At 73.9% G+C, this 19,188-nt stretch carries 16 protein-coding genes and 1 pseudogene; 6 read left to right on the top strand and 11 right to left on the bottom strand.

Annotated features, from left to right (window positions below):
• Positions 1 to 240 precede the first annotated feature (240 nt).
• The gene (locus tag ACFQH9_RS17695; protein ID WP_379567245.1) at positions 241 to 627 is read right to left on the bottom strand and encodes a hypothetical protein; all 387 of its coding nucleotides are present in this window, start codon (positions 625 to 627) and stop codon (positions 241 to 243) included.
• Positions 628 to 954: 327 nt separating this feature from the next.
• Here ACFQH9_RS17695 and ACFQH9_RS17690 point away from each other — a divergent pair, with 327 nt between their 5' ends.
• Together ACFQH9_RS17690 and ACFQH9_RS17685 are read left to right on the top strand one after the other, a co-directional pair.
• Positions 955 to 2,214, top strand: a complete 1,260-nt coding sequence (locus ACFQH9_RS17690; protein ID WP_379567244.1) for a DUF885 domain-containing protein — start codon at positions 955 to 957, stop codon at positions 2,212 to 2,214.
• 338 nt (positions 2,215 to 2,552) lie between these two features.
• Positions 2,553 to 3,836, top strand: coding sequence for a PhoH family protein (locus ACFQH9_RS17685; protein ID WP_379567388.1), 1,284 nt, complete (start codon positions 2,553 to 2,555; stop codon positions 3,834 to 3,836).
• 72 nt (positions 3,837 to 3,908) lie between these two features.
• Here the strand turns inward: ACFQH9_RS17685 and ACFQH9_RS17680 are convergent, their stop codons facing one another.
• The 10 genes from ACFQH9_RS17680 to ACFQH9_RS17635 form a co-directional block, all read right to left on the bottom strand.
• Positions 3,909 to 5,441, bottom strand: coding sequence for a N,N-dimethylformamidase beta subunit family domain-containing protein (locus tag ACFQH9_RS17680; RefSeq protein ID WP_379567243.1), 1,533 nt, complete (start codon positions 5,439 to 5,441; stop codon positions 3,909 to 3,911).
• A gap of 110 nt (positions 5,442 to 5,551) precedes the next feature.
• Entirely contained in the window at positions 5,552 to 6,991 is a 1,440-nt protein-coding gene (locus ACFQH9_RS17675) for a GuaB1 family IMP dehydrogenase-related protein (RefSeq protein WP_379567242.1), read from the bottom strand.
• 159 nt (positions 6,992 to 7,150) lie between these two features.
• Complete coding sequence (locus ACFQH9_RS17670; RefSeq protein ID WP_379567387.1) at positions 7,151 to 8,680, bottom strand: ATP-dependent DNA ligase; 1,530 nt, start codon at positions 8,678 to 8,680, stop codon at positions 7,151 to 7,153.
• A gap of 73 nt (positions 8,681 to 8,753) precedes the next feature.
• A complete protein-coding gene (locus tag ACFQH9_RS17665) occupies positions 8,754 to 9,275 on the bottom strand; it encodes a DinB family protein (RefSeq protein ID WP_379567241.1) in 522 nt (173 codons plus the stop codon).
• A gap of 118 nt (positions 9,276 to 9,393) precedes the next feature.
• Positions 9,394 to 10,905: a solute symporter family protein gene (locus ACFQH9_RS17660; RefSeq protein ID WP_379567240.1), complete on the bottom strand. Its 1,512-nt coding sequence runs from the start codon at positions 10,903 to 10,905 to the stop codon at positions 9,394 to 9,396.
• Positions 10,902 to 11,297, bottom strand: a complete 396-nt coding sequence (locus tag ACFQH9_RS17655; protein WP_379567239.1) for a DUF485 domain-containing protein — start codon at positions 11,295 to 11,297, stop codon at positions 10,902 to 10,904. Before ACFQH9_RS17655 ends, ACFQH9_RS17660 begins: the two co-directional genes overlap by 4 nt.
• 43 nt (positions 11,298 to 11,340) lie before the next feature.
• Positions 11,341 to 12,858, bottom strand: coding sequence for a class I adenylate-forming enzyme family protein (locus ACFQH9_RS17650; RefSeq protein ID WP_379567238.1), 1,518 nt, complete (start codon positions 12,856 to 12,858; stop codon positions 11,341 to 11,343).
• A gap of 2 nt (positions 12,859 to 12,860) precedes the next feature.
• Positions 12,861 to 13,781 (bottom strand): amidohydrolase family protein, encoded by a 921-nt coding sequence (locus ACFQH9_RS17645; RefSeq protein ID WP_379567237.1) that lies wholly within the window; start codon positions 13,779 to 13,781, stop codon positions 12,861 to 12,863.
• Positions 13,778 to 14,590: an enoyl-CoA hydratase/isomerase family protein gene (locus ACFQH9_RS17640; RefSeq protein ID WP_379567236.1), complete on the bottom strand. Its 813-nt coding sequence runs from the start codon at positions 14,588 to 14,590 to the stop codon at positions 13,778 to 13,780. The genes ACFQH9_RS17645 and ACFQH9_RS17640 overlap by 4 nt, the downstream gene beginning before the upstream one ends.
• Positions 14,587 to 15,822 (bottom strand): CaiB/BaiF CoA transferase family protein, encoded by a 1,236-nt coding sequence (locus tag ACFQH9_RS17635; RefSeq protein ID WP_379567235.1) that lies wholly within the window; start codon positions 15,820 to 15,822, stop codon positions 14,587 to 14,589. Before ACFQH9_RS17635 ends, ACFQH9_RS17640 begins: the two co-directional genes overlap by 4 nt.
• 129 nt (positions 15,823 to 15,951) lie before the next feature.
• Between ACFQH9_RS17635 and ACFQH9_RS17630 the strand changes: the two genes are divergently transcribed.
• The 4 genes and pseudogenes from ACFQH9_RS17630 to ACFQH9_RS17615 form a co-directional block, all read left to right on the top strand.
• Positions 15,952 to 16,620, top strand: coding sequence for a TetR/AcrR family transcriptional regulator (locus tag ACFQH9_RS17630; protein ID WP_379567234.1), 669 nt, complete (start codon positions 15,952 to 15,954; stop codon positions 16,618 to 16,620).
• Positions 16,617 to 17,969, top strand: coding sequence for a phosphotransferase family protein (locus ACFQH9_RS17625; protein ID WP_379567233.1), 1,353 nt, complete (start codon positions 16,617 to 16,619; stop codon positions 17,967 to 17,969). The genes ACFQH9_RS17630 and ACFQH9_RS17625 overlap by 4 nt, the downstream gene beginning before the upstream one ends.
• 36 nt (positions 17,970 to 18,005) lie before the next feature.
• On the top strand, positions 18,006 to 18,971 hold the full coding sequence (locus tag ACFQH9_RS17620; protein ID WP_379567232.1) for an NADPH:quinone oxidoreductase family protein: 966 nt from the start codon (positions 18,006 to 18,008) through the stop codon (positions 18,969 to 18,971).
• A 44-nt stretch (positions 18,972 to 19,015) separates the two neighbouring features.
• Positions 19,016 to 19,188: pseudogene (locus ACFQH9_RS17615) on the top strand (helix-turn-helix domain-containing protein); the annotation flags it as partial.

Below are 19,188 nucleotides of genomic sequence, written 5' to 3'. Positions count from 1 at the left end.
GGGTCGGGGCCCGAACTGTCGAGTCGGTGTCCGACGGGGAGCCCACACCGACTGGGAGCGACGCTATCCGGCGCCTTCGCGATATGCGAATTGCTTACCACGATCGTGTCGGATCGCGTTTCTCCGTGGAGTTACTCCCTCGATCGGATGATTCCGGAATGTCGTTCCCGAGTGGCCCGCAAAAGCCAGGACGCCGGCCCGGGAACCGGGCCGGCGTCCTGTGGGACGAAGCTGGTGAGGTCAGTCCACCGAGTCGCCGGCGGCGGACGCGATGCCGCAGGCACGGTCGGAGTCCGTGTGGACGTGGCTGTCGGCCTTGGCGTTGCCGAGCAGGCCCAGGGCGCCGGTCAGCGCGCCGGTGATGTCCTTGGCGTTGCCCTGGATGGCGCCGACGCCGGCGTTCACCGGGACGTCGTTGTTGCACACCTGGATCGGGACGTTCACGTTGTTGCCCGACACGTTCAGCAGGCCCTTGCCCGACTTGTCGATGCCGGTGACCGAGGAGCCGTGGTGGCCCTTGTCGCCCTTGTCGTGGTCGTGGCCCTTGTCACCGGCGAAGGCGAGCGGGCTGACCGCGACGAGGGAGGCGGCGACGCCGGTCGCGACGATTCCAGCCTTCTTCAGCACAGTTTCTCTCCTGTAAGTCTGCGGAACCGGCGAGCCGGCACCTTTCGAGTCAGCGTCCGACCGGGGAGCCCGCGCCGACTGCGTCGAAAGCTATCCGCCGTCGTACGTGGACAACAAATCCCGTTCCACCATCGTGTGATGCGCGAACCGTGCGTTTGGTTATTCCCTGGATCGGTGGAATTCGGCGCCGCCGTGGAGGCGCTTCCCGCGCGATTCCGCGGACGTTCGGTAGCCGGCCCACTCGTTCGGGAAGGAGGGCGTCACGATCGTGGACGGGGCGCCGGGCGGCCGTGCGGCGGGTAGCGTCCCGCTGATGCGGAGGGTGCCGTGAAGGCGAGCGGGCTGGCACGCGACGTGGCGCTGCTGGCGCTGCGGCTGGACCGCCTCGCGCCCGGGACCGTGGAGGCCTTCGACGGCGACCCCGCACTCCGCCGGCACGTCCGCTCGGGGCGTGCCCCGGTGCCGTCCGACCTGGCCTCCGAGGCCGAGCGGCTGCGGCGGGCGGTCCCGTACCTGGGCCTGCCGCCGGTGCGGAAGACCTTCCTCGACGGCGAGCTGCTGGCCCTCGAGCGGACCGCCCGGACCGCCGCGGGGGAGCGGGTGCCCCTGCGGGCGGAGATCCGCGAGACCTACGGCGTCGACGTCGGGCCCGGCGACCCGGACCGGTACCGGGAGGCGCACCGGGCCGTCGACGCCCTGCTGCGCGGACCCGGCTCGCTCGCCGACCGGCTCGCCGCACACCGGGGACGGGACGAGCTGCCCGCCGACCGGCGGCCGGCCGCGATCCGCGCGCTCGTCGCCGCGCTGCGCGCACGCACCGCCGCGGTGCTCGGGTTGCCACCGGGTGAGGAGGTCGAGGTCGAGCTCGTGGAGGGCCGGCCGTGGAGCGGGTTCACCCGCCACCTCGGGGGGAGCCGCTCGCTCGCCCGGTTCAGCGCGGACGCCCCGCAGCGCGCGGGGCAGCTCGTCCGCCTCGTCGCGCACGAGACCTACCCGGGCCACCACGTCGAGCACCTCCGGCGGGCGGCCGCGGCCCGCACCGACCCCGAGCGGTCGCTGAGCCTGACCCGCAGCCCCCGCGCGCTCGTCGTCGAGGGGGTGGCGGACCTCGGGCTCGACGCCGTCGTCGGGCCCGGATGGGGCGCCTGGGCGGCCGAGGTGCTGGCCGAGGTGGGCGTGGTCACGGACGGTGAGCTGGCCGAGGCGCTGGACGAGGCGATGCTGCCGCTGCAGCAGGTCCGGCTCGACGCGGCGCTCCTCGTCGACCGGGCGGGCGAGGCGGCGGCCCGTGACCACCTGCGGCGCTGGCTGCTGCTCGACGGAGCCCGCGCGGACCGGGTCCTGCGCTTCCTCACCGACCCGCACTGGCGTGCGTACACGGCCACCTACGTCGTCGGCTATCCCCTGCTGCGGACCTGGTGGGCGGGCGACGAGGCGCGGTTCCGCCGGGCCCTGGACGAGCCCGTCACGCCCGCCGTGTTGATCTCGCCGACGGCCGGCCGCTGGTCCGGACGGCGGGCGGCCGACCGGGGAGCGACCACGACGGACGGTGTCGATCATGCGATGAGTGGTCGGCCGTTCTGTTAATTCTCGGGTTCGGTCACGGCTGCGACACGATCTCACCCTTGACCGCATCAGGGTGACCGCTAGTAGCGTCAGCGGTGGCGGTGCGTTCCGATCGCACCGCTCGGGGAGGCCCTGGACGTGGTGTTGCAAAGCACCCGAGAGGGCCGGCACCCGGCCCTTGCGGGCGTGCCGGCGGCGTCGCTGACGCGGCTGTCGCGACCGCACCGGGGTCGGCCGGCCCACCGGAACTGTGGGCGTGGTGCCGCGCCCGCGAGGGAGCACCCGTGACCGAACGTCGTACGGCCCCGGTTCAGGAGAGCGGCTCCGACGTCCCCGCGGACGTCACGCCCCGCTGCTACGTGCTCGACACCTCGGTCCTCCTCTCCGACCCGTGGTCGCTGACCCGGTTCGACGAGCACCAGGTCGTCCTCCCGCTCGTGGTCATCTCCGAACTCGAGGGCAAGCGGCACCACCCGGAACTCGGGTGGTTCGCACGGGCGGCCTTGCGGCAGCTCGACGACATGCGGATCAAGCACGGCCGGCTCGACGCGCCCGTCCCGATCGGGGACGCCGGCGGCACGCTCCACGTCGAGCTGAACCACAGCGACCAGTCGGTGCTGCCGAGCGGCTTCCGCACGGACAGCAACGACAGCCGGATCCTCGCCTGCGCGCTCAACCTCCAGGCCGAGTACGGGGCCGGGCGGCGGGTCGTGCTGGTCACCAAGGACATGCCGCTGCGGGTCAAGGCCGCGGCCGTCGGGCTTCCCGCCGACGAGTACCACGGGCAGGACGTCGTCCCCTCCGGCTGGACCGGGATGGCGGACATCGAGGTCGCCCCGGAGGAGGTCGACACGCTCTTCCGCGAGGGCCTGCTGGACCACCCCGAGGCGGCCGAGCTGCCCTGCCACACCGGCATCCGGTTGCTCGGCGGCACCTCGTCGGCGTTGGGCCGGGTCACGGCCGACAAGCGGGTCAAGCTGGTCCGCGGCGACCGCGAGGCCTTCGGGCTGCACGGGCGCTCCGCGGAGCAGCGCGTCGCGCTCGACCTCCTGCTCGACCCGGAGGTCGGCATCGTCTCCCTCGGCGGCCGCGCCGGCACCGGCAAGTCGGCACTGGCGCTGCTCGCCGGCCTCGAGGCCGTCATGGAGCGCCAGCAGCACCGCAAGATCGTGGTGTTCCGCCCGCTCTACGCCGTCGGCGGACAGGAGCTCGGGTACCTGCCCGGCAGCGAGGCGGAGAAGATGGGCCCCTGGGCCCAGGCCGTCTTCGACACCCTCGGCGCGCTGGTCAGCCAGAACGTGCTCGACGAGGTGATCGCCCGGGGGATGCTGGAGGTCCTGCCGCTCACCCACATCCGTGGGCGGTCGCTGCACGACACCTTCGTGATCGTCGACGAGGCGCAGTCGCTGGAGCGCAACGTGCTCCTCACCGTGCTCTCCCGGCTCGGCACCGCCTCGCGGGTGGTCCTGACCCACGACGTCGCCCAGCGCGACAACCTGCGGGTCGGCCGGCACGACGGCATCGCCGCGGTGATCGAGAAGCTCAAGGGCCATCCCCTCTTCGCCCACGTCACCCTCACCCGCTCCGAGCGCAGCCCCATCGCCGCTCTCGTGACCGAGATGCTGGAGGGCCCCGGCAACTGACCGGCACCGCGTGACACCGACGGCGCCGCACCCTCCGGGTGCGGCGCCGTCCGCGTGTCGGCGGCGCCGCGGTCACGGGTGGTCGATGCCGAGCGCGCCCAGGTTGTCCTCGGCCGGGTGCACGGCGCCGGCCGGGCCCCCGGCGAACGCGGTGAGCAGCCGCGTCGTGATCGCCGCGACCACCGGGGCGCTCCGCCCGCCGCGGCAGCCCGGGTCGAGACCGCAGATCCAGTACTGGGTACCGGCCGAGAACACCCCGGCACCGCTGGGTACGGAGTACCAGGTCGCGTCGGCGAAGTCCGGCCGGCCGCGGCAGGTCAGCGGTGAGTGGAACAGCACCTCGATCGGCCGGGGCGTGGGCACCCGCAGGTCGACGCGCTCGTACTCGTCGCCGACGAGACCGGGGAGCCGGTCCCCGTTCCGCACCAGCCCGGAGAGCAGCCAGTTCCGGTCGTCCGCGACGACGAGGTCGGCCTGGGCGGGGTTGCACTGGTAGAAGTTGCCGAGCAGCACGCTCTCCGGGCGCGGGTCCGGCGGGTCGCGCCACTGCTGCGTCGCCTCGAGCGGATCGGTGCGGCTCGCCGGGTCCTCGGTGAAGGACTTGTAGTCGACCTCCGTCCGGTCCGGGCCCAGGGCCGTGTCCTCGAACCGGATGTGCCGGTAGATCTCGTTGCCGCCGAGGAAGGCGAGGTTCACGCCCCGGTCGCGGGCGGCGGTCGCCGCCGCCCGCATCGCCGTGGACCAGTACTCGTCGTGGCCGAGGGTGATCACGGCGCGGGCGCCGTCCAGGAGATGCGGATCGGCGTGCAGGTCGACGTCCGTGGCGTAGCCGAGCGGGAGCCCGGAGTGCTCGGCGAACTCGACGAACGGCAGCTCGAAGATCAGGAAGTCGCCGGCGCCCTGCATGTCCTTCGCCTGGTAGGGCCGGTCGAAGGAGACGGCGCGGGAGCGGTCGGCGAACCGACCGCTGCGGGCGGCGTACAGGCTGTAGCCGCCCCACCGGTTGTAGGCCTGCCAGGTGGTCACCGCGTTGACCACGACGAGGCGGCCCGTGTTGTCCGGCGTGGCGAGGGTCAGCGGGACGAACTGCCGGGCGCCGCCCTCCGCGTCGAGCCGGAGGAGGTAGTCGCCCGGCGGCCAGCCCGCGGTGTCGAGGGTGAGCGAGGGACTCCAGGGCGCCACCACCGTGTTCCGCGGCGCCTGCACCACAGGGTCGGCCTGTCGCCGTCCGGGCTGGGGCGGCGAGACCCAGACCCGCGCCGCGCCGGTGGGCGGATAGTCGCCCATCCGGAAGGCGGTGACCGTGAAGTGCGCGGCCGTGGTCGAGACGAACAGGTGCACGGGTTCGCCGGGACGGACGGAGGTGCGGTCCGCGAAGCCCTCGACGGCGTGCTCGGGCCCGGGGTCCGTGATCCGCCAGTCGGCACCGGGCACCGCCCCGGGCGGCAGTGCCGAGAGGGCGGGTGCCGACGTCGACGGCGGGCCGGACGACGGCGGTGCCGGCGCGGACCCACCGCCGCCGGCGGTGCAGGCGGCGATCAGCGCGAGCACCGCGGCGAGGGCCAGGAGGACGGGCGACGATCGCCCGAGCCGGCGTGCGCGCACCGCGTCCCCCTCACCCGGCCGACCACACCAGCGCGGGGCCGCACGGCAGACGCTAGGGCCCGGGCAGGGGCACGCCTAGGGCACGTCGGCCCGGGTGCGACCGGTACTCGTCACAGGCCGTGGGGGGTGCCCTCCGTGAAGCCGGCGGACGTCTGGATGCCGACGACGGCGCGTTCGTGGAGCTCGGCGAGGGAGCGGGCGCCGGCGTAGGTGCAGGCCGAGCGGACGCCGGAGCAGATGCCGTCGAGCACGTCCTCGACGCCGGGGCGGGCCGGGTCGAGCAGCTGCCGCGAGCTGGAGATGCCCTCCTCGAACAGGCCCTTGCGCGCCCGGTCGAAGTCGCCGTCGCCGCGGGTCCGCGCGCTCACCGCGCGCTTCGACGCCATGCCGAAGGACTCCTTGTACGGGCGTCCGTTCTCGTCGCGCTGCAGGTCACCGGGGGACTCGTAGGTGCCGGCGAGCCAGGAGCCGATCATCACGGACGCGGCGCCGGCGGCGAGGGCCAGCGCGACGTCCCGCGGGAAGCGCACCCCGCCGTCCGCCCAGATCGCCACGCCGTGCTCGCGACCGGCCGCGGCGCACTCGAGCACCGAGGAGAACTGCGGGCGCCCGACGCCGGTCATCATCCGCGTGGTGCACATGGCACCCGGCCCGACCCCGACCTTGATCACGTCCGCGCCGGCCTCGGCCAGGTCGTGCACGCCCTCGGCGGTGACGACGTTGCCCGCGGCGATCGGGACCGACAGCCCGGAGTCGCGGACCACGGCCCGGACCGCCTTCAACGCGTCGATCATCTTGTCCTGGTGCCCGTGCGCGGTGTCGACGACGAGGACGTCCACCCCGGCCTCGAGCAGCGCCTTGGCCTTGGTGGGCACGTCGCCGTTGATGCCGATCGCCGCCGCGGTGCGCAGCCGGCCGTGGCGGTCGAGGGCGGGTGTGTAGATCCCGGCCCGGATCGCGCCGAGCGCGGTGAGCAGACCGGCGAGGCGGCCGTCGTCGTCGAGGCCGAGCGCGACGCCGCGGCCGCCGAGCGCGTCGAAGATCTCCCGGGGCGGCGTGCCGAGCGGGAGCATGACGGGCGAGCCGTCGAGGACGTCGGCGAGCCGGGTGAAGCGGTCGACCCCCGTGCACGCGGCCTCGTCGACGGTGCCGACCGGCCGCCCGCCGTCGTCGACCACGACGACGGTGCCGTGCGCCCGCTTCGGGAGCAGGTTCAGCGCGTCGGCCACCGCGTCGCCGGTGCGCAGCACGAGCGGGGTGTCCCACACGGGGTGCCGCGACTTGATCCACGCGACGATCTCGCCGACCGCCTCGGGCGCGACGTCCTGCGGCAGGACGGTCAGGGCCCCGCGCCGGGCCAGCGTCTCGGCCATCCGGCGGCCCGCGACCGCGGTCATGTTGGCCGCGACGACCGGCACCGTGGCGCCCGTGCCGTCCGCGGTGGTCAGGTCGACGTCGAAGCGGGAGGCGACGGAGGACCGCCCGGGGACGAGGAAGACGTCGTCGTAGGTGAGGTCCGAGGTGGGCCGGTGCCCGTCGAGGAAGCGCACGGAGAGCCAAGGATAGCGGGCAGACGCGCCGCGCGCCGCCGGAGCAGGCGGGAGAGTGACCCATCCCCGCGAGTCGGCACTCTCGGGACACCGAACCACACATCTCGGCAGTCCCGAACCGTGCGACTCGAGTCTCCCGGGGGTGCCGACGCGCAGGACCTACAGCAGCGCGCGGACCGCCTCGATCGTGTCCGCCTCGGCGGGGCTCTTGTCGGGGCGGTAGCAGAGGACCCGGGCGAAGCGGAGGGCGACGCCGCCGGGGTAGCGGATGCTGCGCTGGGCGCCGTCGAGGGCGATCTCGACGACGAGCTCGGGCCGCATCTCGACCACGTGCCCGTCGTCGTGCACCGCGTGGCCCGGGAACTCCGTGGTCTGCCAGGCGAGCAGCTCGTCCGTCATGCCCTTGAAGGTCTTGCCGACCATGATCGGCGGGCCGCCGTCCGGGTCGCGGGCGCCGAGGTGGATGTTCGAGAGCGTGCCGGTGCGCCGGCCGTACCCCCACTCCGCGCCGAGCACCACGAGGTCGAGCGTGTGCACCGGCTTGACCTTCTGCCAGCTCTTCCCGCGCCGCCCGGCCGCGTACGGGGCGTCGAGCGCCTTGACGACGACGCCCTCGTGCCCGGCCGACAGCGCGCCGTCGAGCACGTCCGCGGCCTGCTCCGGCGTCGGCCTGCGGATCCCCGGCATCCGCAGCGGCTCCTGCGCCGGGTCGGCGAGCAGGCCGGAGAGCGCGTCGAGCCGGGTGCCGAGCGGCTCGTCGAGCAGGTCACGCCCGTCGAGGTGGAGCAGGTCGAAGAAGAACGGGCTGAGGAGGACCTCCTCCGATCCCTCCGAACCGAACCGGGACATGGTGTCCTGGAACTTGCGGGGGCGGCCGTCGTCGTCGAGCGCGAGGGTCTCGCCGTCGAGCACCGCCGAGGTGCACGGCAGCTCCCGGACCCGGGCGACCAGCTCCGGCACCCCCTCGGTGACCTCGCGCAGGGTCCGGGTCCACACCCGGACCTCGTGGCCGCAGCGGTGCACCTGGATGCGCGCGCCGTCGAGCTTGTACTCGACGGTGACCTCCGCGCCGAGGGACTCGAGCGCGGCGTCGAGCGAGGACCCGGGGCTGGCGAGCATGGGCCGCACCGGCCGCCCGACCTCCAGCCGCACCGCCTCCAGCCCCGCGGCGCCCTCGGACAGGGCCAGCGCGGCGGTCTCCGGGAGCCGGCCGGACAGCATGAACGCCCGCCGCACGACCGGCGCGGGGACCTCGGCGGCCGCGGCGATCGCGTCGAGCATCACGCCCTCCAGCGCCCCCTGCCGCAGCTCGCCGGTGAGCAGCCGGACGAGGAAGGCCTGCTCCGCCTCGGTCGCGGCGCCGAAGAGCGATTCCAGCAGCTCGCGACGTCGCCGGGTCGAGCCCGCCCCGGAGGTCCCGGCCAGCTCGGTGAGCAGCTCGTCGACCTGCGCGACGGTGAGCGCGGGCTCCGCAGCCGGGGCACGGGCCAGGGCCGAGAGGGTGCGCCAGCCGGTGCCGATCCGCCCCTGCCGGGGCTCGCCCGCGAGCCAGGCCGTGGCCGGCGCGACCTCCGCCGGCCCGGCGAGGGTCAGCAACGCGGCGAGCGCGACCGTCTTCTCCTTGCGGGAGCGGGTGGCGCCGACCGCGGCCGAGGTCCGGACCACGTCGTGGAGCAGCACGGTCCGCATTAGACCAGCGCCCACCGACATTCCGCGCGCCGCCGGACCGCCCCCCCGCCCGGCCCGGCGGCCGCGGACGCGGTCAGCCCATCGACTTCTGGCCGTCGATCGTCTCGCGCAGGATGTCCGCGTGCCCGGCGTGCTGGGCGGTCTCGGCGATGACGTGCACCAGCACCCGCCGCGCCGACCAGCCCTCGCCCGGCTCGAACCACGGCGCCTCCGGCAGCGGGTGCGCGACGTCGAGCGAGGGCAGCTCCGCGACGATCCGCTCCGTCTCGGCGGCGATCGCCTCGTACTCGGCGAGGAGCCCCTCGAGGGTCTCGCCCGGCAGCATCCGGAAGCTCGCCGCGTGCTCGGCGTAGGAGTTCTCGTGCATCGCCATCGCCGCGGTGCCCTCCACCACGAACCGCAGCCAGCCGCGCTCGCCGTGGGCCACGTGCTTGATCAGCCCGCCGAGGCACAGCTCGCTCGCGGTCGGGGTGGCCGCGGCCTGCTCGTCAGTCAGGCCCCGGACGGTGTGGCGGAACAGGAACCGGTGCTTGGCCAGCGCCCCGAGCAGCTCGGCCTTCTCGCCGGTCAGGGTCGGGGTCTCGGTGGTGGTCATGCCGTCCGCCTCTCGTCGTCTCCTGCTGACGAGAACCACGCTACGGACCACTCCGGCCAGATCCTGTCCGCAATTCGGGGCCGCCCGGGATAGTTCCGGACGGCCCCGTGAGCCCGGGTCAGACGACTGCGCGGCCGGTCATCGCCTGCACGTGCATCTCGTCGTAGGCGACCTCCTGCTCGCGGCGCGGCCGGCTGAGCACCGTGCCCAGCCAGCAGCCCAGGAAGCCGATCGGCACCGACACGAGGGTGGGATAGGACAGCGGGTAGAGCGCCGCCGTGCCCATCACGCCCGGCCCGACCAGCACCAGGACGACCGAGCTGACCAGGCCGGCCACCACGCCGACGATCACACCGGTCGTGTTGAGCCGCCGCCAGAACAGCAGCAGCACGAGCACCGGCACGTTGGCGCTGGCCGCGACCACGACCGCCATCAACGCCAGGAGCGCGATGTTGGTGTTCTGCGCGCCGAGGGCCAGCACGATCGACACGGCCGCGATCGCGACGGCGGCGATCCGGCCGGCCTTGACCTGCTCGGCGTCCGAGGCCTTCCCCTTCCGGATCAGCGAGCTGTAGATGTCGTGCGCGACCGCACCCGACCCCGCGATCACCAGGCCGGCGACGACCGCGAGGATCGTCGCGAACGCCACCGCCGAGATCAGGGCGAAGAGGACCGGGCCGCCGAGCATCTCGGCCAGCTGCGGCGCGGCCAGGTTGCCGGCCTTGTTCGCCGCCGCGACCTGGGCCTGACCGACGATCGCCGCCGCGCCGTAGCCGATGAACGGCATCGCGAGGAACGCCAGCCCGAGGATCCACAGCGCGACGCTCATCGACTTCCGGGCGACCTTGGCGTCGGGCACGGTGAAGAACCGGATGAGGATGTGCGGTAGCGCCGCGGTGCCGAGCACCTGCGCGATCGCGACGGACAGCAGGTCCAGCCCGGGGACGACGCCGGTGGCGCGGGCGAACAGGTCGGTCGGCGAGGCCTCGGAGACCGCCTGGAACAGCGCCATCGGGTTCCACCCGAAGCGGGCGAGCACCAGCACCACCAGCACGGCCAGCGCCGCGAGCAGCATGACGGCCTTGACGATCTGGATCCAGGTCGTGGCCAGCATCCCGCCGACGGTGATGTAGACCGCCATCAGCACCCCCACGACGATCACCGCGACCCAGTACGGCACGTCGATCAGCAGGCTGATGAGCACGCCCGCGCCGACCAGCTGGGCGATCATGTAGAAGACCGTGACGACGAGGGTGTTGACCGCCATCACCGCACGCACGCCCTTCGAGCGGAAGCGGCTCGAGAGCACGTCGGCGATCGTGTAGCGACCGAGGTTCCGCAGCGGTTCGGCCACCAGCAGCAGCACCAGCAGGAACGCGACGAGCCCGCCCGCGACCAGGTAGAAGCCGTAGACGCCCTGCAGCGCGAGGATGCCCGCCACGCCGAGGAAGGTGGAGGCGGAGAGCAGGTCGCCGCAGATCGCGAGGCCGTTCTGCCAGCCGGTGATCTGCCCGCCCGCGACGTAGTGGGATCCCGCGTCGCGGTTGCGCTTGCCCGCCCAGGCCGTGATGACCAGGGTCAGCGCGATGACCGCGACGAAGATCCCGATCGTGATCGGGTCGGCGCTCATCGGTGCAGTCCCTTCTCGGCGGTCGGGGCGGTCGTCCGGGTCTCGATCCCCGACTCGGACACCGCCCGGTCGGCCAGCTCGTCCCACCGCGCGGCCCGGCGGGTGTAGAGCCCGCAGAGCAGCCAGACGAGCGGGAAGATCAGCGCGGTGAGGACGAAGGTCCAGCTCAGCTGACCGGCGGCCTTGCCGTTGAGCACGGGGGTGAAGCCGGACAGCACGATCACGAGCAGGTAGGCGCCGAAGCCGAGGGCCGCGGCGGGGATCGCGAAGCGGTTGCGGCTGCGGACGAGCTCGGTGAACGCCGGGGTGGCCACGACGGCGGCCGCGCCCGGTGGCGCGTCGGGAGCCGGGGCGGCCGGCTCGGTGGGATCGGTCTCGACGGAATCGGACACGGGTGCCTCTCCTACTTCCTCGTAGGTGATCGAGCGGGGCGGGTCAGCGCCGGAACCGCTCCCGGAGGACGTGCTTCTGGATCTTGCCGACGGCCGTGCGGGGGAACTCGTCGACGAAGTGGACCTGCTTGGGGGTGTTGTAGCCGGCCAGGTTCGCCTTCACGAACGCCGTGAGCTCCTCGGCGAGGGCCTCCGACGGTTCGCCGGTCGGCACCACGATCGCCACGACCTGCTCCTCGTAGACCGGGTCGGGCAGCCCGATCACGGCCGCGTCGGCGACGCCCGGGTGCCTGCCCAGGCAGTCCTCGACCTCCTTCGACCAGACGTTCTGGCCGCCGGAGCGGATCATGTCCTTCTTGCGGTCGACGATGGTGAGGAACCCGTCGGCGTCGGCGACGGCGATGTCCCCGGTGTGCAGCCGGTCGCCGGCCAGCGCCGCCTTCGACGCCTCCTCGTTGCGCCAGTACCCGCTCATCCGCGGGCCCCGGACGCAGATCTCGCCGGGCTCGCCCGGCGGGACCTCGTTGCCGTCGTCGTCGAGGAGGGCGACGTCGACGCCGGGCATCGCGCGCCCGATCGACCCCCACCGCTCGAACACGTCCTCCGGCGGGCACCAGGTCACGAACGGGCCGGCCTCGGTCAGCCCGTAGGTGTGCGCGAACCGCACCTTCCCCTCGCGGGCGCCGAACGCGTCGGCGGTGCGGTCCATGATCCCGCTCGGGTCGTAGGCGCCGTAGTACAACAGCCGCACGGACGAGGTGTCGGTGTCCGGGAAGGACGGGTGCGTGATCAGCGCGTGCAGCATCGTCGGCACGCCGAGGATCACCGAGACCCGGTGCCGCGGCAGCAGGTCGAGCACCACGTCCGGATCGAACTCGCGCAGCAGGATCACGGTCGCCCCCATGAGCAGGAAGGGCTTCATGTGGTCCCAGTTGCCCACGTGGAAGGGCGGGAAGTAGTTCATGAAGACGTCGCGGTCGTGCGCCCGCAGCGTCGCGGCCATCGCCAGCCCGTCGTCGACGGTCCGGCGGTGGGAGAGCATGGCGCCCTTGGGCTTCCCGGTGGTCCCCGAGGTGTAGAGGATCATGTGCGGGTCGCGCTCGTCGACCGTCACGGGCGGCACGTCGACCGCGGCGGCGCTGAAGGCCTCCCAGTCGGCGCGGTCGCCCTCGGGGCCCGGGATGCGCAGCACCGGCAGGTCCGGGTGCGCGGCGCGGGCCTCCTGGGACACCTCGTCGTACTGCGCCTCGACGAACCAGAGCGCCGGCTCGGAGTCGCCGATCGTGTAGGCGTGCTCGGCGCCGCGGTGCCAGAAGTTGAGCGGCACCAGGATCGCGCCGATCGAGGCGGTCGCGAAGTAGAGCTGGACGTACTCCAGGCTGTTCTTCGCCAGCACGGCGACCCGGTCGCCGTAGCCGATGCCACGGGCGGTGAGCGCCCCGGCGGTCTCCTCGACGAGCTCCTGCAGGGCGGCGTAGGTGACCTCGCGGCCGTCGACGACGAGGGCCACGGACCCGCCGCGGGCGCGGGCGTTGTTCCGGATGATGTCGGAGACGAGCAACGTCAGGCCCTCCCCAGCAGCCGCAGCGCGTTGCCGCCCAGCCACTTGTCCATGACGTCGTCCTTCAGCGGGAGCCCCCGGACCTCGGCGACGAGGTCGGCCGGCGGGACGCCGAGCAGGGTCCACGTGGAGGCGAAGAGGACCTTGTCGGCGAGCTGGCGGTTGCCGAACTGCAGGAGCGGCTCCCAGCCCGAGTTCGGCCGGGTGAAGGTGCGCGGGCGGTGGGCCGAGAGGTCGACGTAGACGTTCTCGTGCCGCCAGGTCACCATCATCATGTCCTCGACCCACGGCCACGCCGCGTGCAGCGCGACCACCTTGAGGTCGGGGAACGCGGTCGCGACGGCGTCGACGTAGCGCGGGTGCCCCACGTCGTAGGCGGCGTCGAGGGACCAGTTGATCCCGGTGTGCAGCAGGACCGGCACGCCGAGCGCCTCGCACCGGCCGTAGACGCGGGCCATCCGCGGGTCGTCCGGCAGGAGCTGCTGCTTGAACGGGGACAGCACCACCCCGGAGAGCCCGAGGTCGACCGCCTCGTCGACGGTCCGGGCCGCGTCGAGCTCCCACGGGTCCACCCCGCCGAAGCCGACGACCTTGTCGGAGTGCCGCTTCACGAAGTCCGCGACCACGCCGTTGTCCGCCGTGGGCACGCCCAGCCGGGAGCCGAAGGACTCGGTGTAGACGCCGGCGAGCCCGATGCCGCCGTCGTCGAGCATCCGGAGGAAGTCCTCCTCGGACGGGACCCGCTCGCGCGCGGCCTCCCGCGCGGCGGCCCACCGCGCGGTGACCTCGGCGTGCGTGCGGGCGGGCTTGAGGGTGCCGCCGAAGTGCTCGGCGTAGCCGCGCAGCCGGCCGTGCGTCACGGCCTCGGAGAGGGTGAACGCGTCCTCGTCGGGCACGGCGCCCGCCAGGAAGTCGACGATCATCGGGTGCCCTTCAGGATCTCGTCGGTGGACGCGGGTCGCTGCGCGGTGAACCGCGGCCGGCGGCCCTCGAGCGCCGCCGCCGCGCCCTCGGCGTAGTCCGGCCCGCGGAAGGTCGCGAACGCCGCGGCCTGCTCCTCGGCGTCGTAGGCCCGGCTGGGCCCGTCGCCGGCGAGGCCGTAGCAGCGGTGGATGCCCAGCTTGGTGAGCGGCAGGGCGTAGGCGGAGTACCCGGCGTAGCGCCGCGCCGCCTTCTCGACCTCGGTCGCCAGGTCGTCCGTCACCGTGGTGACCAGGCCCAGCTCGAGCGCCTCCGCCGCGGGCACCAGCCGCCCGCCGTAGATCAGCTCCTTGGCCTTGCCGATGCCCACGTACGCGGTCAGCCGCTGCGCGGGGGAGACGAAGCCGACCTTCATCTCCGGCAGCCCGATCCGGACGTCGGCGGCGCAGATCCGGAAGTCGCAGGCCAGCGCGAGCTCGGTCGCGTTGCCGACGCAGGGCCCGGCGAGCGCCGCGACGGTGATCAGCGGCAGGTCCTCCACCTCGGCGAACAGCGCGTACTCGGTGGCGATGTAGTGCCTGTACTCCTCGTCGTCGAGCGACCCGAGGTAGCCGAGGTCGGCGCCGCCGGAGAAGACGGTGTCCCTGCCGGTGACCACCAGGACGCGCACGGCGCGGTCCGCGGCGACCTCGGCCACCTTCTCGCGCAGCGCCTCCAGGGTGTCGACCGTGAAGACGTTCATCGGGTGGTCGCTCGCGAACCTCAGCGTCGCGATCGTGCCGTCGGGGTTCCGGTCGAGCGTGACGGTCATCGGACTCCTTTCCCTGTCTCACGGGGGCCGTGGACGGCCCCCTCGTCGAAGAGGGCCGTGACCGCCGCGTCGTCGAGGCCGAGCACGTCGGTGAGGACCTCGGCGGTGTCGGCGGCGATCGGTCCGGTGGGTCGTCCCGGGCGCACCTCGGCGCCCGAGAAGCGGTAGGGGGCGGTCTGCAGGAGGACCTCGCCGTGGCCGGGCTGGCGCACGGGGCTGAGCGTGCCGCGGGCGACGAGGTGCGGGTCGGCGAGGTTCTCCCGGACGTCGCGGACCCGCGCGGCGGACAGACCGTGCGCCACGAGGTGCTCGACCAGGGCGTCGGCCGTCGGCCAGGTGGCGGCCCACGCCTCGATCCGGTCGTAGAGCGGCCCGGGGTCCGCGACGCGGGCCTCGACCGTGCCGTAGGAGTCGAGCAGCTCCGGCGCGTCCATGGCCTTCGCCAGGCGGGCGAAGAAGACGTCGCCGCTCATGCCGTAGGCGAGGTGGGTGCCGTCCGCGCAGGTGGCGACGCCGGAGGGAACGCTGGTGGTGTGCCGGTTCCCGTACTTGCCGCGCACCGCCTCGCCGTCCGTGAAGGCGCCCGCCGCCGGCTGCTGGTCGATCATCGCGAACAGCGCGTCGAAGGCGGAGATGTCGACGTGCGTGCCCTCGCCGGTGTTCCTCCGGTGGTGCAGGGCGGCGCCGATGCCGGCGAGCGCGTGCACCGCGGAGTTGACGTCGGCGAGCGCGGTGCCGAAGTGCATCGGCGGGCCGCCCTCCTCGCCGGTCAGCGACATCAGGCCCGAGTAGGCCTCGGCCACCAGCCCGAAGCCGGACAGGTGGGAGTACGGGCCGGTCGCACCGAAGGTCGACAGCGAGCAGAGGATCGTGGTGGCGTCGCGGGCGTGCAGGACCTCCCAGCCGAGTCCGAGCCGGGCCAGCACGCCCGGCGCGAAGTTCTCGACGACGACGTCGGCCCAGTCCGCGAGCCGCAGCGCCAGGTCGAGCCCGCGCGGGTCCTTGAGGTTCAGCCCGATCGACCGCTTGCCGGTGTTGTACTGCGCGTACGCGCTGGAGACGTGGTCCTCCGGGTCGCCGACCGCCACCGGCAGCGCCCGCATCAGGTCGCCGGTCGGCTGCTCGACGCGGACGACGTCCGCGCCCATGTCGGCGAGCAGGCGGGTGCAGAACGGCCCTGCGATCACATGGCTCAGGTCGAAGACCCTGAGCCCGGCGTAGGGACCGGCCATGGGACACGCACCTCCGTCGGTGCCGGCGTCCGGCCCATCGCCGAACGCTCGTTCAGCGCACGGTAGGACTACTCACCTGCTTCGTCAACCGTGCTTTGAACGCTCGTTCAGAGCGGCTAGGGTGGTGGCATGGTCAGCGCCGAGAAGCCGGCCGCGCCCGCCGGAGCGCGTCGGGGCAGCCCCGGGGAGGGGCTGCCGCCCACCACGCTCGTGCTGCCGGGCGACGAGCCCACGGCGGCCGCGCTCATCGCCGCCGCCGTCGAGGTGATGGCGGTGCACGGCTACCACGGCACCTCGGTGCGGGACATCGCCGCGGCCGCCGGGACCAGTCCGGCGGTGCTCTACCACCACTTCACCTCGAAGCACGGCCTGCTGGCCACGATGCTCGACCGCGGCATGGACGTGCTGATCTCCGCCACCGAGGAGCAGCTCGACCTCGCCGGCGAGGACCCGGCCGAGCGGCTGCGCGCGGTCGTCGGGGCGCACGTGCGGGTGCACCTGGAGTCCCAGCGGGAGAGCCTGCTCGGCAACAGCGAGCTGCGTTCCCTCGAACCCGGGGCCCGGCGGCTGGTGGTGGCGAAGCGCGACGTCCAGCAGCGGATCTTCGACCGGGTGGTGCGGGACGGGGTGCGCCGTGGGGTCTTCGGGGCGGAGCACCCCGACGACGCCGCGCGGTTCGTCAGCGCGGCCTGCACGAGCACCGCGGCCTGGTACCGGCCCGGCGGCCCGCTCACCCCCGAGGAGATCGTGGTCCGCTACCGGGAGATCGCGCTCGACACCGTGCGGTACCGGCGATGACGGCCGTCGTCCCGGACTCGCCGGCCGCCGCCCTCGAACGGGTGGTGGGCGGCCCGGTCACGGACCTGCGCCGGCTGTCCGCCGGGGCGAGCCGCGAGACCTGGTCCTTCGACGCCGGCGGGCGCGGCCTGATCCTGCGTCGCGACCCGCCGGAGGCCCCGGATCCCGAGGGCATGGCCCGCGAGGCCGAGTGCTTCCGCGCGGCCGCCCGGGCGGGCGTGCCGATCCCCGAGCTGCTGGCCGCGGGCGACGGGACGGACGGCGTCGGGAGCCCGTACCTGCTGATGGAGCGGCTCGCGGGGGAGACCCTGCCGCCCCGGCTGCTGCGTTCCGAGCGGTGGGCCGCCGTCCGGCCGCGGCTGGCGCGGCAGTTCGGCGAGATCCTCGGCCGCATCCACGCGATCGACCCGGCGGAGGCGCCCCGCCTGGAGCACCACGCCGATCCGCTCGCCCTGCTGCGGGAGAGCCACGCCGCGTTCGGCGAGCCGCGGCCGGCGATGGAGCTGGTGTTCCGCCGGCTCGCGGAGACGCGCCCCGACCCGGTGCCGCCGGCCCTGGTGCACGGCGACTTCCGCAACGGCAACCTGCTGATCGACGACACCGGCGTCCGCGCCGTGCTCGACTGGGAGCTCGCGCACGTCGGCGACCCGCGCGAGGACCTCGGCTGGGTGTGCGCGCGGGCCTGGCGGTTCGGCGCGGCCCCCGAGGTCGGCGGCTTCGGCTCCCGCGAGGAGCTCCTCGCGGGGTACGAGTCCGTCACCGGCGTCCGCCCCGATCCGGAGGAGGCCCGGTGGTGGGAGACGTTCGCCTGCGCCCGCTGGGCGGTGATCTGCCGGATCCAGGCCGAGCGGCACCTCGGCGGCACCGAGCGGTCCGTGGAGATGGCGGTGCTGGGGCGGCGGATCGCCGAGGCCGAGCACGACGCCCTGCTGGCGCTCGGCCTCACCGAGCCCGAGGTCGTCACCGACCCGATCGACGAGCCGGCGGTCGTCGAGGAACCGGTCGTGCACGACCGGCCGTCCGTCGACGAGCTGCTGGAGGCCGTCACCGGGTTCCTGCGCGAGGAGCTGGCGCCGCCCGACCCGCGCACGGCCTACCTCGCCAAGGTGGCCGCCAACGCCCTCACCATCGCCCGCCGCGAGCTGCGGCTCGGGCCGGCGCAGCGGGCGGAGCACCGCGCCCGGCTGCACGCGCTCGGGTGCGCGGACGACGGCGAGCTGGCCGCCCGGATCCGCGACGGCGCGCTGCCCGCCGACGGCCCCGACGTCGTCGCCGCGGTGCGCGCCTCGGTCACCGCACAGGTCGCCGTGGCCAGTCCGCGGTACCTGGCGCCCCCGCCCCCGACCTGACATGTTCGACGACGAACGCGACGACAGGAGACATGCATGCGCGCAGCACGGGTGACCCGCACGGACGGGCCGCAGGCGCTGGAGATCGGCGAGGTGCCGGACCCGGTCGCCGGGCCGGGCGAGGTGCTGATCGAGGTCAAGGCGGCCGGGGTCAACTTCCCGGACCTGCTGCTCACGCAGGACAAGTACCAGTACAAGCCGGAGCTGCCCTTCACCCTCGGCGGCGAGCTGGCGGGCGTGGTCCGCGAGGCGCCGGAGGGCTCGGAGTTCTCGCCGGGTGACCGGGTCGCCGCGAGCACCTCGACCGGCGCGTTCGCGGAGCTGGCCACGGCCCCGGTGCTCAGCGTGTTCCCGCTGCCGGACAACGTGGGCTTCGCCGCGGGCGCCTGCCTGCCGATGAACTACCTGACGATGACCTTCGCGCTGATCACCCGCGGCCAGCTCCAGAAGGGCGAGACCGTGCTGGTGCACGGCGCGGCCGGCGGCATCGGCACCGCGACCGTCCAGCTCGCGAAGGCCCTGGGCGCCCGGGTGATCTCCGTCGTCTCCACCGAGGAGAAGGCGGAGTTCGTGAAGTCCGTCGGATCGGACGAGGCGGTGCTCGCGGACGGGTTCAAGGACGCCGTCAAGGAGCTGACCGGCGGCACCGGCGTGGACATGGTCGTCGACCCGGTCGGCGGCGACCGGTTCACCGACTCGCTGCGCTCGCTCGCCCCGCTCGGCCGGCTGCTGGTCATCGGCTTCACCGCGGGCGAGATCCCCACGGTCAAGGTGAACCGGCTGCTGCTCAACAACATCGACGTCCGCGGCGTCGGCTGGGGCGCCTACGCCTCGCCGCGCGAGGGCTACACCCGCGCGGAGTGGGAGAAGCTGATCCCGTACCTGGAGTCCGGGATCGTCGACCCGCCGATCGCCGGGACCTACCCGCTGGAGAAGGCGGGCGAGGCCGTCGCGCTGCTGGGTGAGCGCGGCGTGCTGGGCAAGGCGGTCGTCGAGCCCTAGTGATTGCGGTCGGTATCCGGCCGCAATGGCCGGATACTGACCCTGTGACCTCACCCAGCTCGCGGACGCTGCGGCTGCTCTCGCTCCTGCAGACCCACCGGTACTGGCCGGGGCCGGAGCTGGCGTCCCGGCTGGAGGTGTCCGTGCGGACCCTGCGCCGGGACGTCGACCGGCTCCGCGAGCTCGGCTACCCGGTCATGGCGACCCGCGGCGTCGA

Source organism: Pseudonocardia lutea, from assembly GCF_042658055.1.
Taxonomy (GTDB): Bacteria; Actinomycetota; Actinomycetes; order Mycobacteriales; family Pseudonocardiaceae; genus Pseudonocardia; species Pseudonocardia lutea.
This window is presented reverse-complemented; position numbering and strand designations above follow the sequence as displayed.

Bases quoted from the DNA above. Each gene is read 5' to 3' on its own strand.
- ACFQH9_RS17670 (WP_379567387.1), bottom strand. From the start codon at position 8,680: ATGCGGACCGTGCTGCTCCACGACGTGGTCCGGACCTCGGCCGCGGTC.
- ACFQH9_RS17665 (WP_379567241.1), bottom strand. From the start codon at position 9,275: ATGACCACCACCGAGACCCCGACCCTGACCGGCGAGAAGGCCGAGCTG.
- ACFQH9_RS17660 (WP_379567240.1), bottom strand. From the start codon at position 10,905: ATGAGCGCCGACCCGATCACGATCGGGATCTTCGTCGCGGTCATCGCG.
- ACFQH9_RS17645 (WP_379567237.1), bottom strand. From the start codon at position 13,781: ATGATCGTCGACTTCCTGGCGGGCGCCGTGCCCGACGAGGACGCGTTC.
- ACFQH9_RS17640 (WP_379567236.1), bottom strand. From the start codon at position 14,590: ATGACCGTCACGCTCGACCGGAACCCCGACGGCACGATCGCGACGCTG.
- ACFQH9_RS17635 (WP_379567235.1), bottom strand. From the start codon at position 15,822: ATGGCCGGTCCCTACGCCGGGCTCAGGGTCTTCGACCTGAGCCATGTG.
- ACFQH9_RS17630 (WP_379567234.1), top strand. From the start codon at position 15,952: ATGGTCAGCGCCGAGAAGCCGGCCGCGCCCGCCGGAGCGCGTCGGGGC.
- ACFQH9_RS17625 (WP_379567233.1), top strand. From the start codon at position 16,617: ATGACGGCCGTCGTCCCGGACTCGCCGGCCGCCGCCCTCGAACGGGTG.
- ACFQH9_RS17620 (WP_379567232.1), top strand. From the start codon at position 18,006: ATGCGCGCAGCACGGGTGACCCGCACGGACGGGCCGCAGGCGCTGGAG.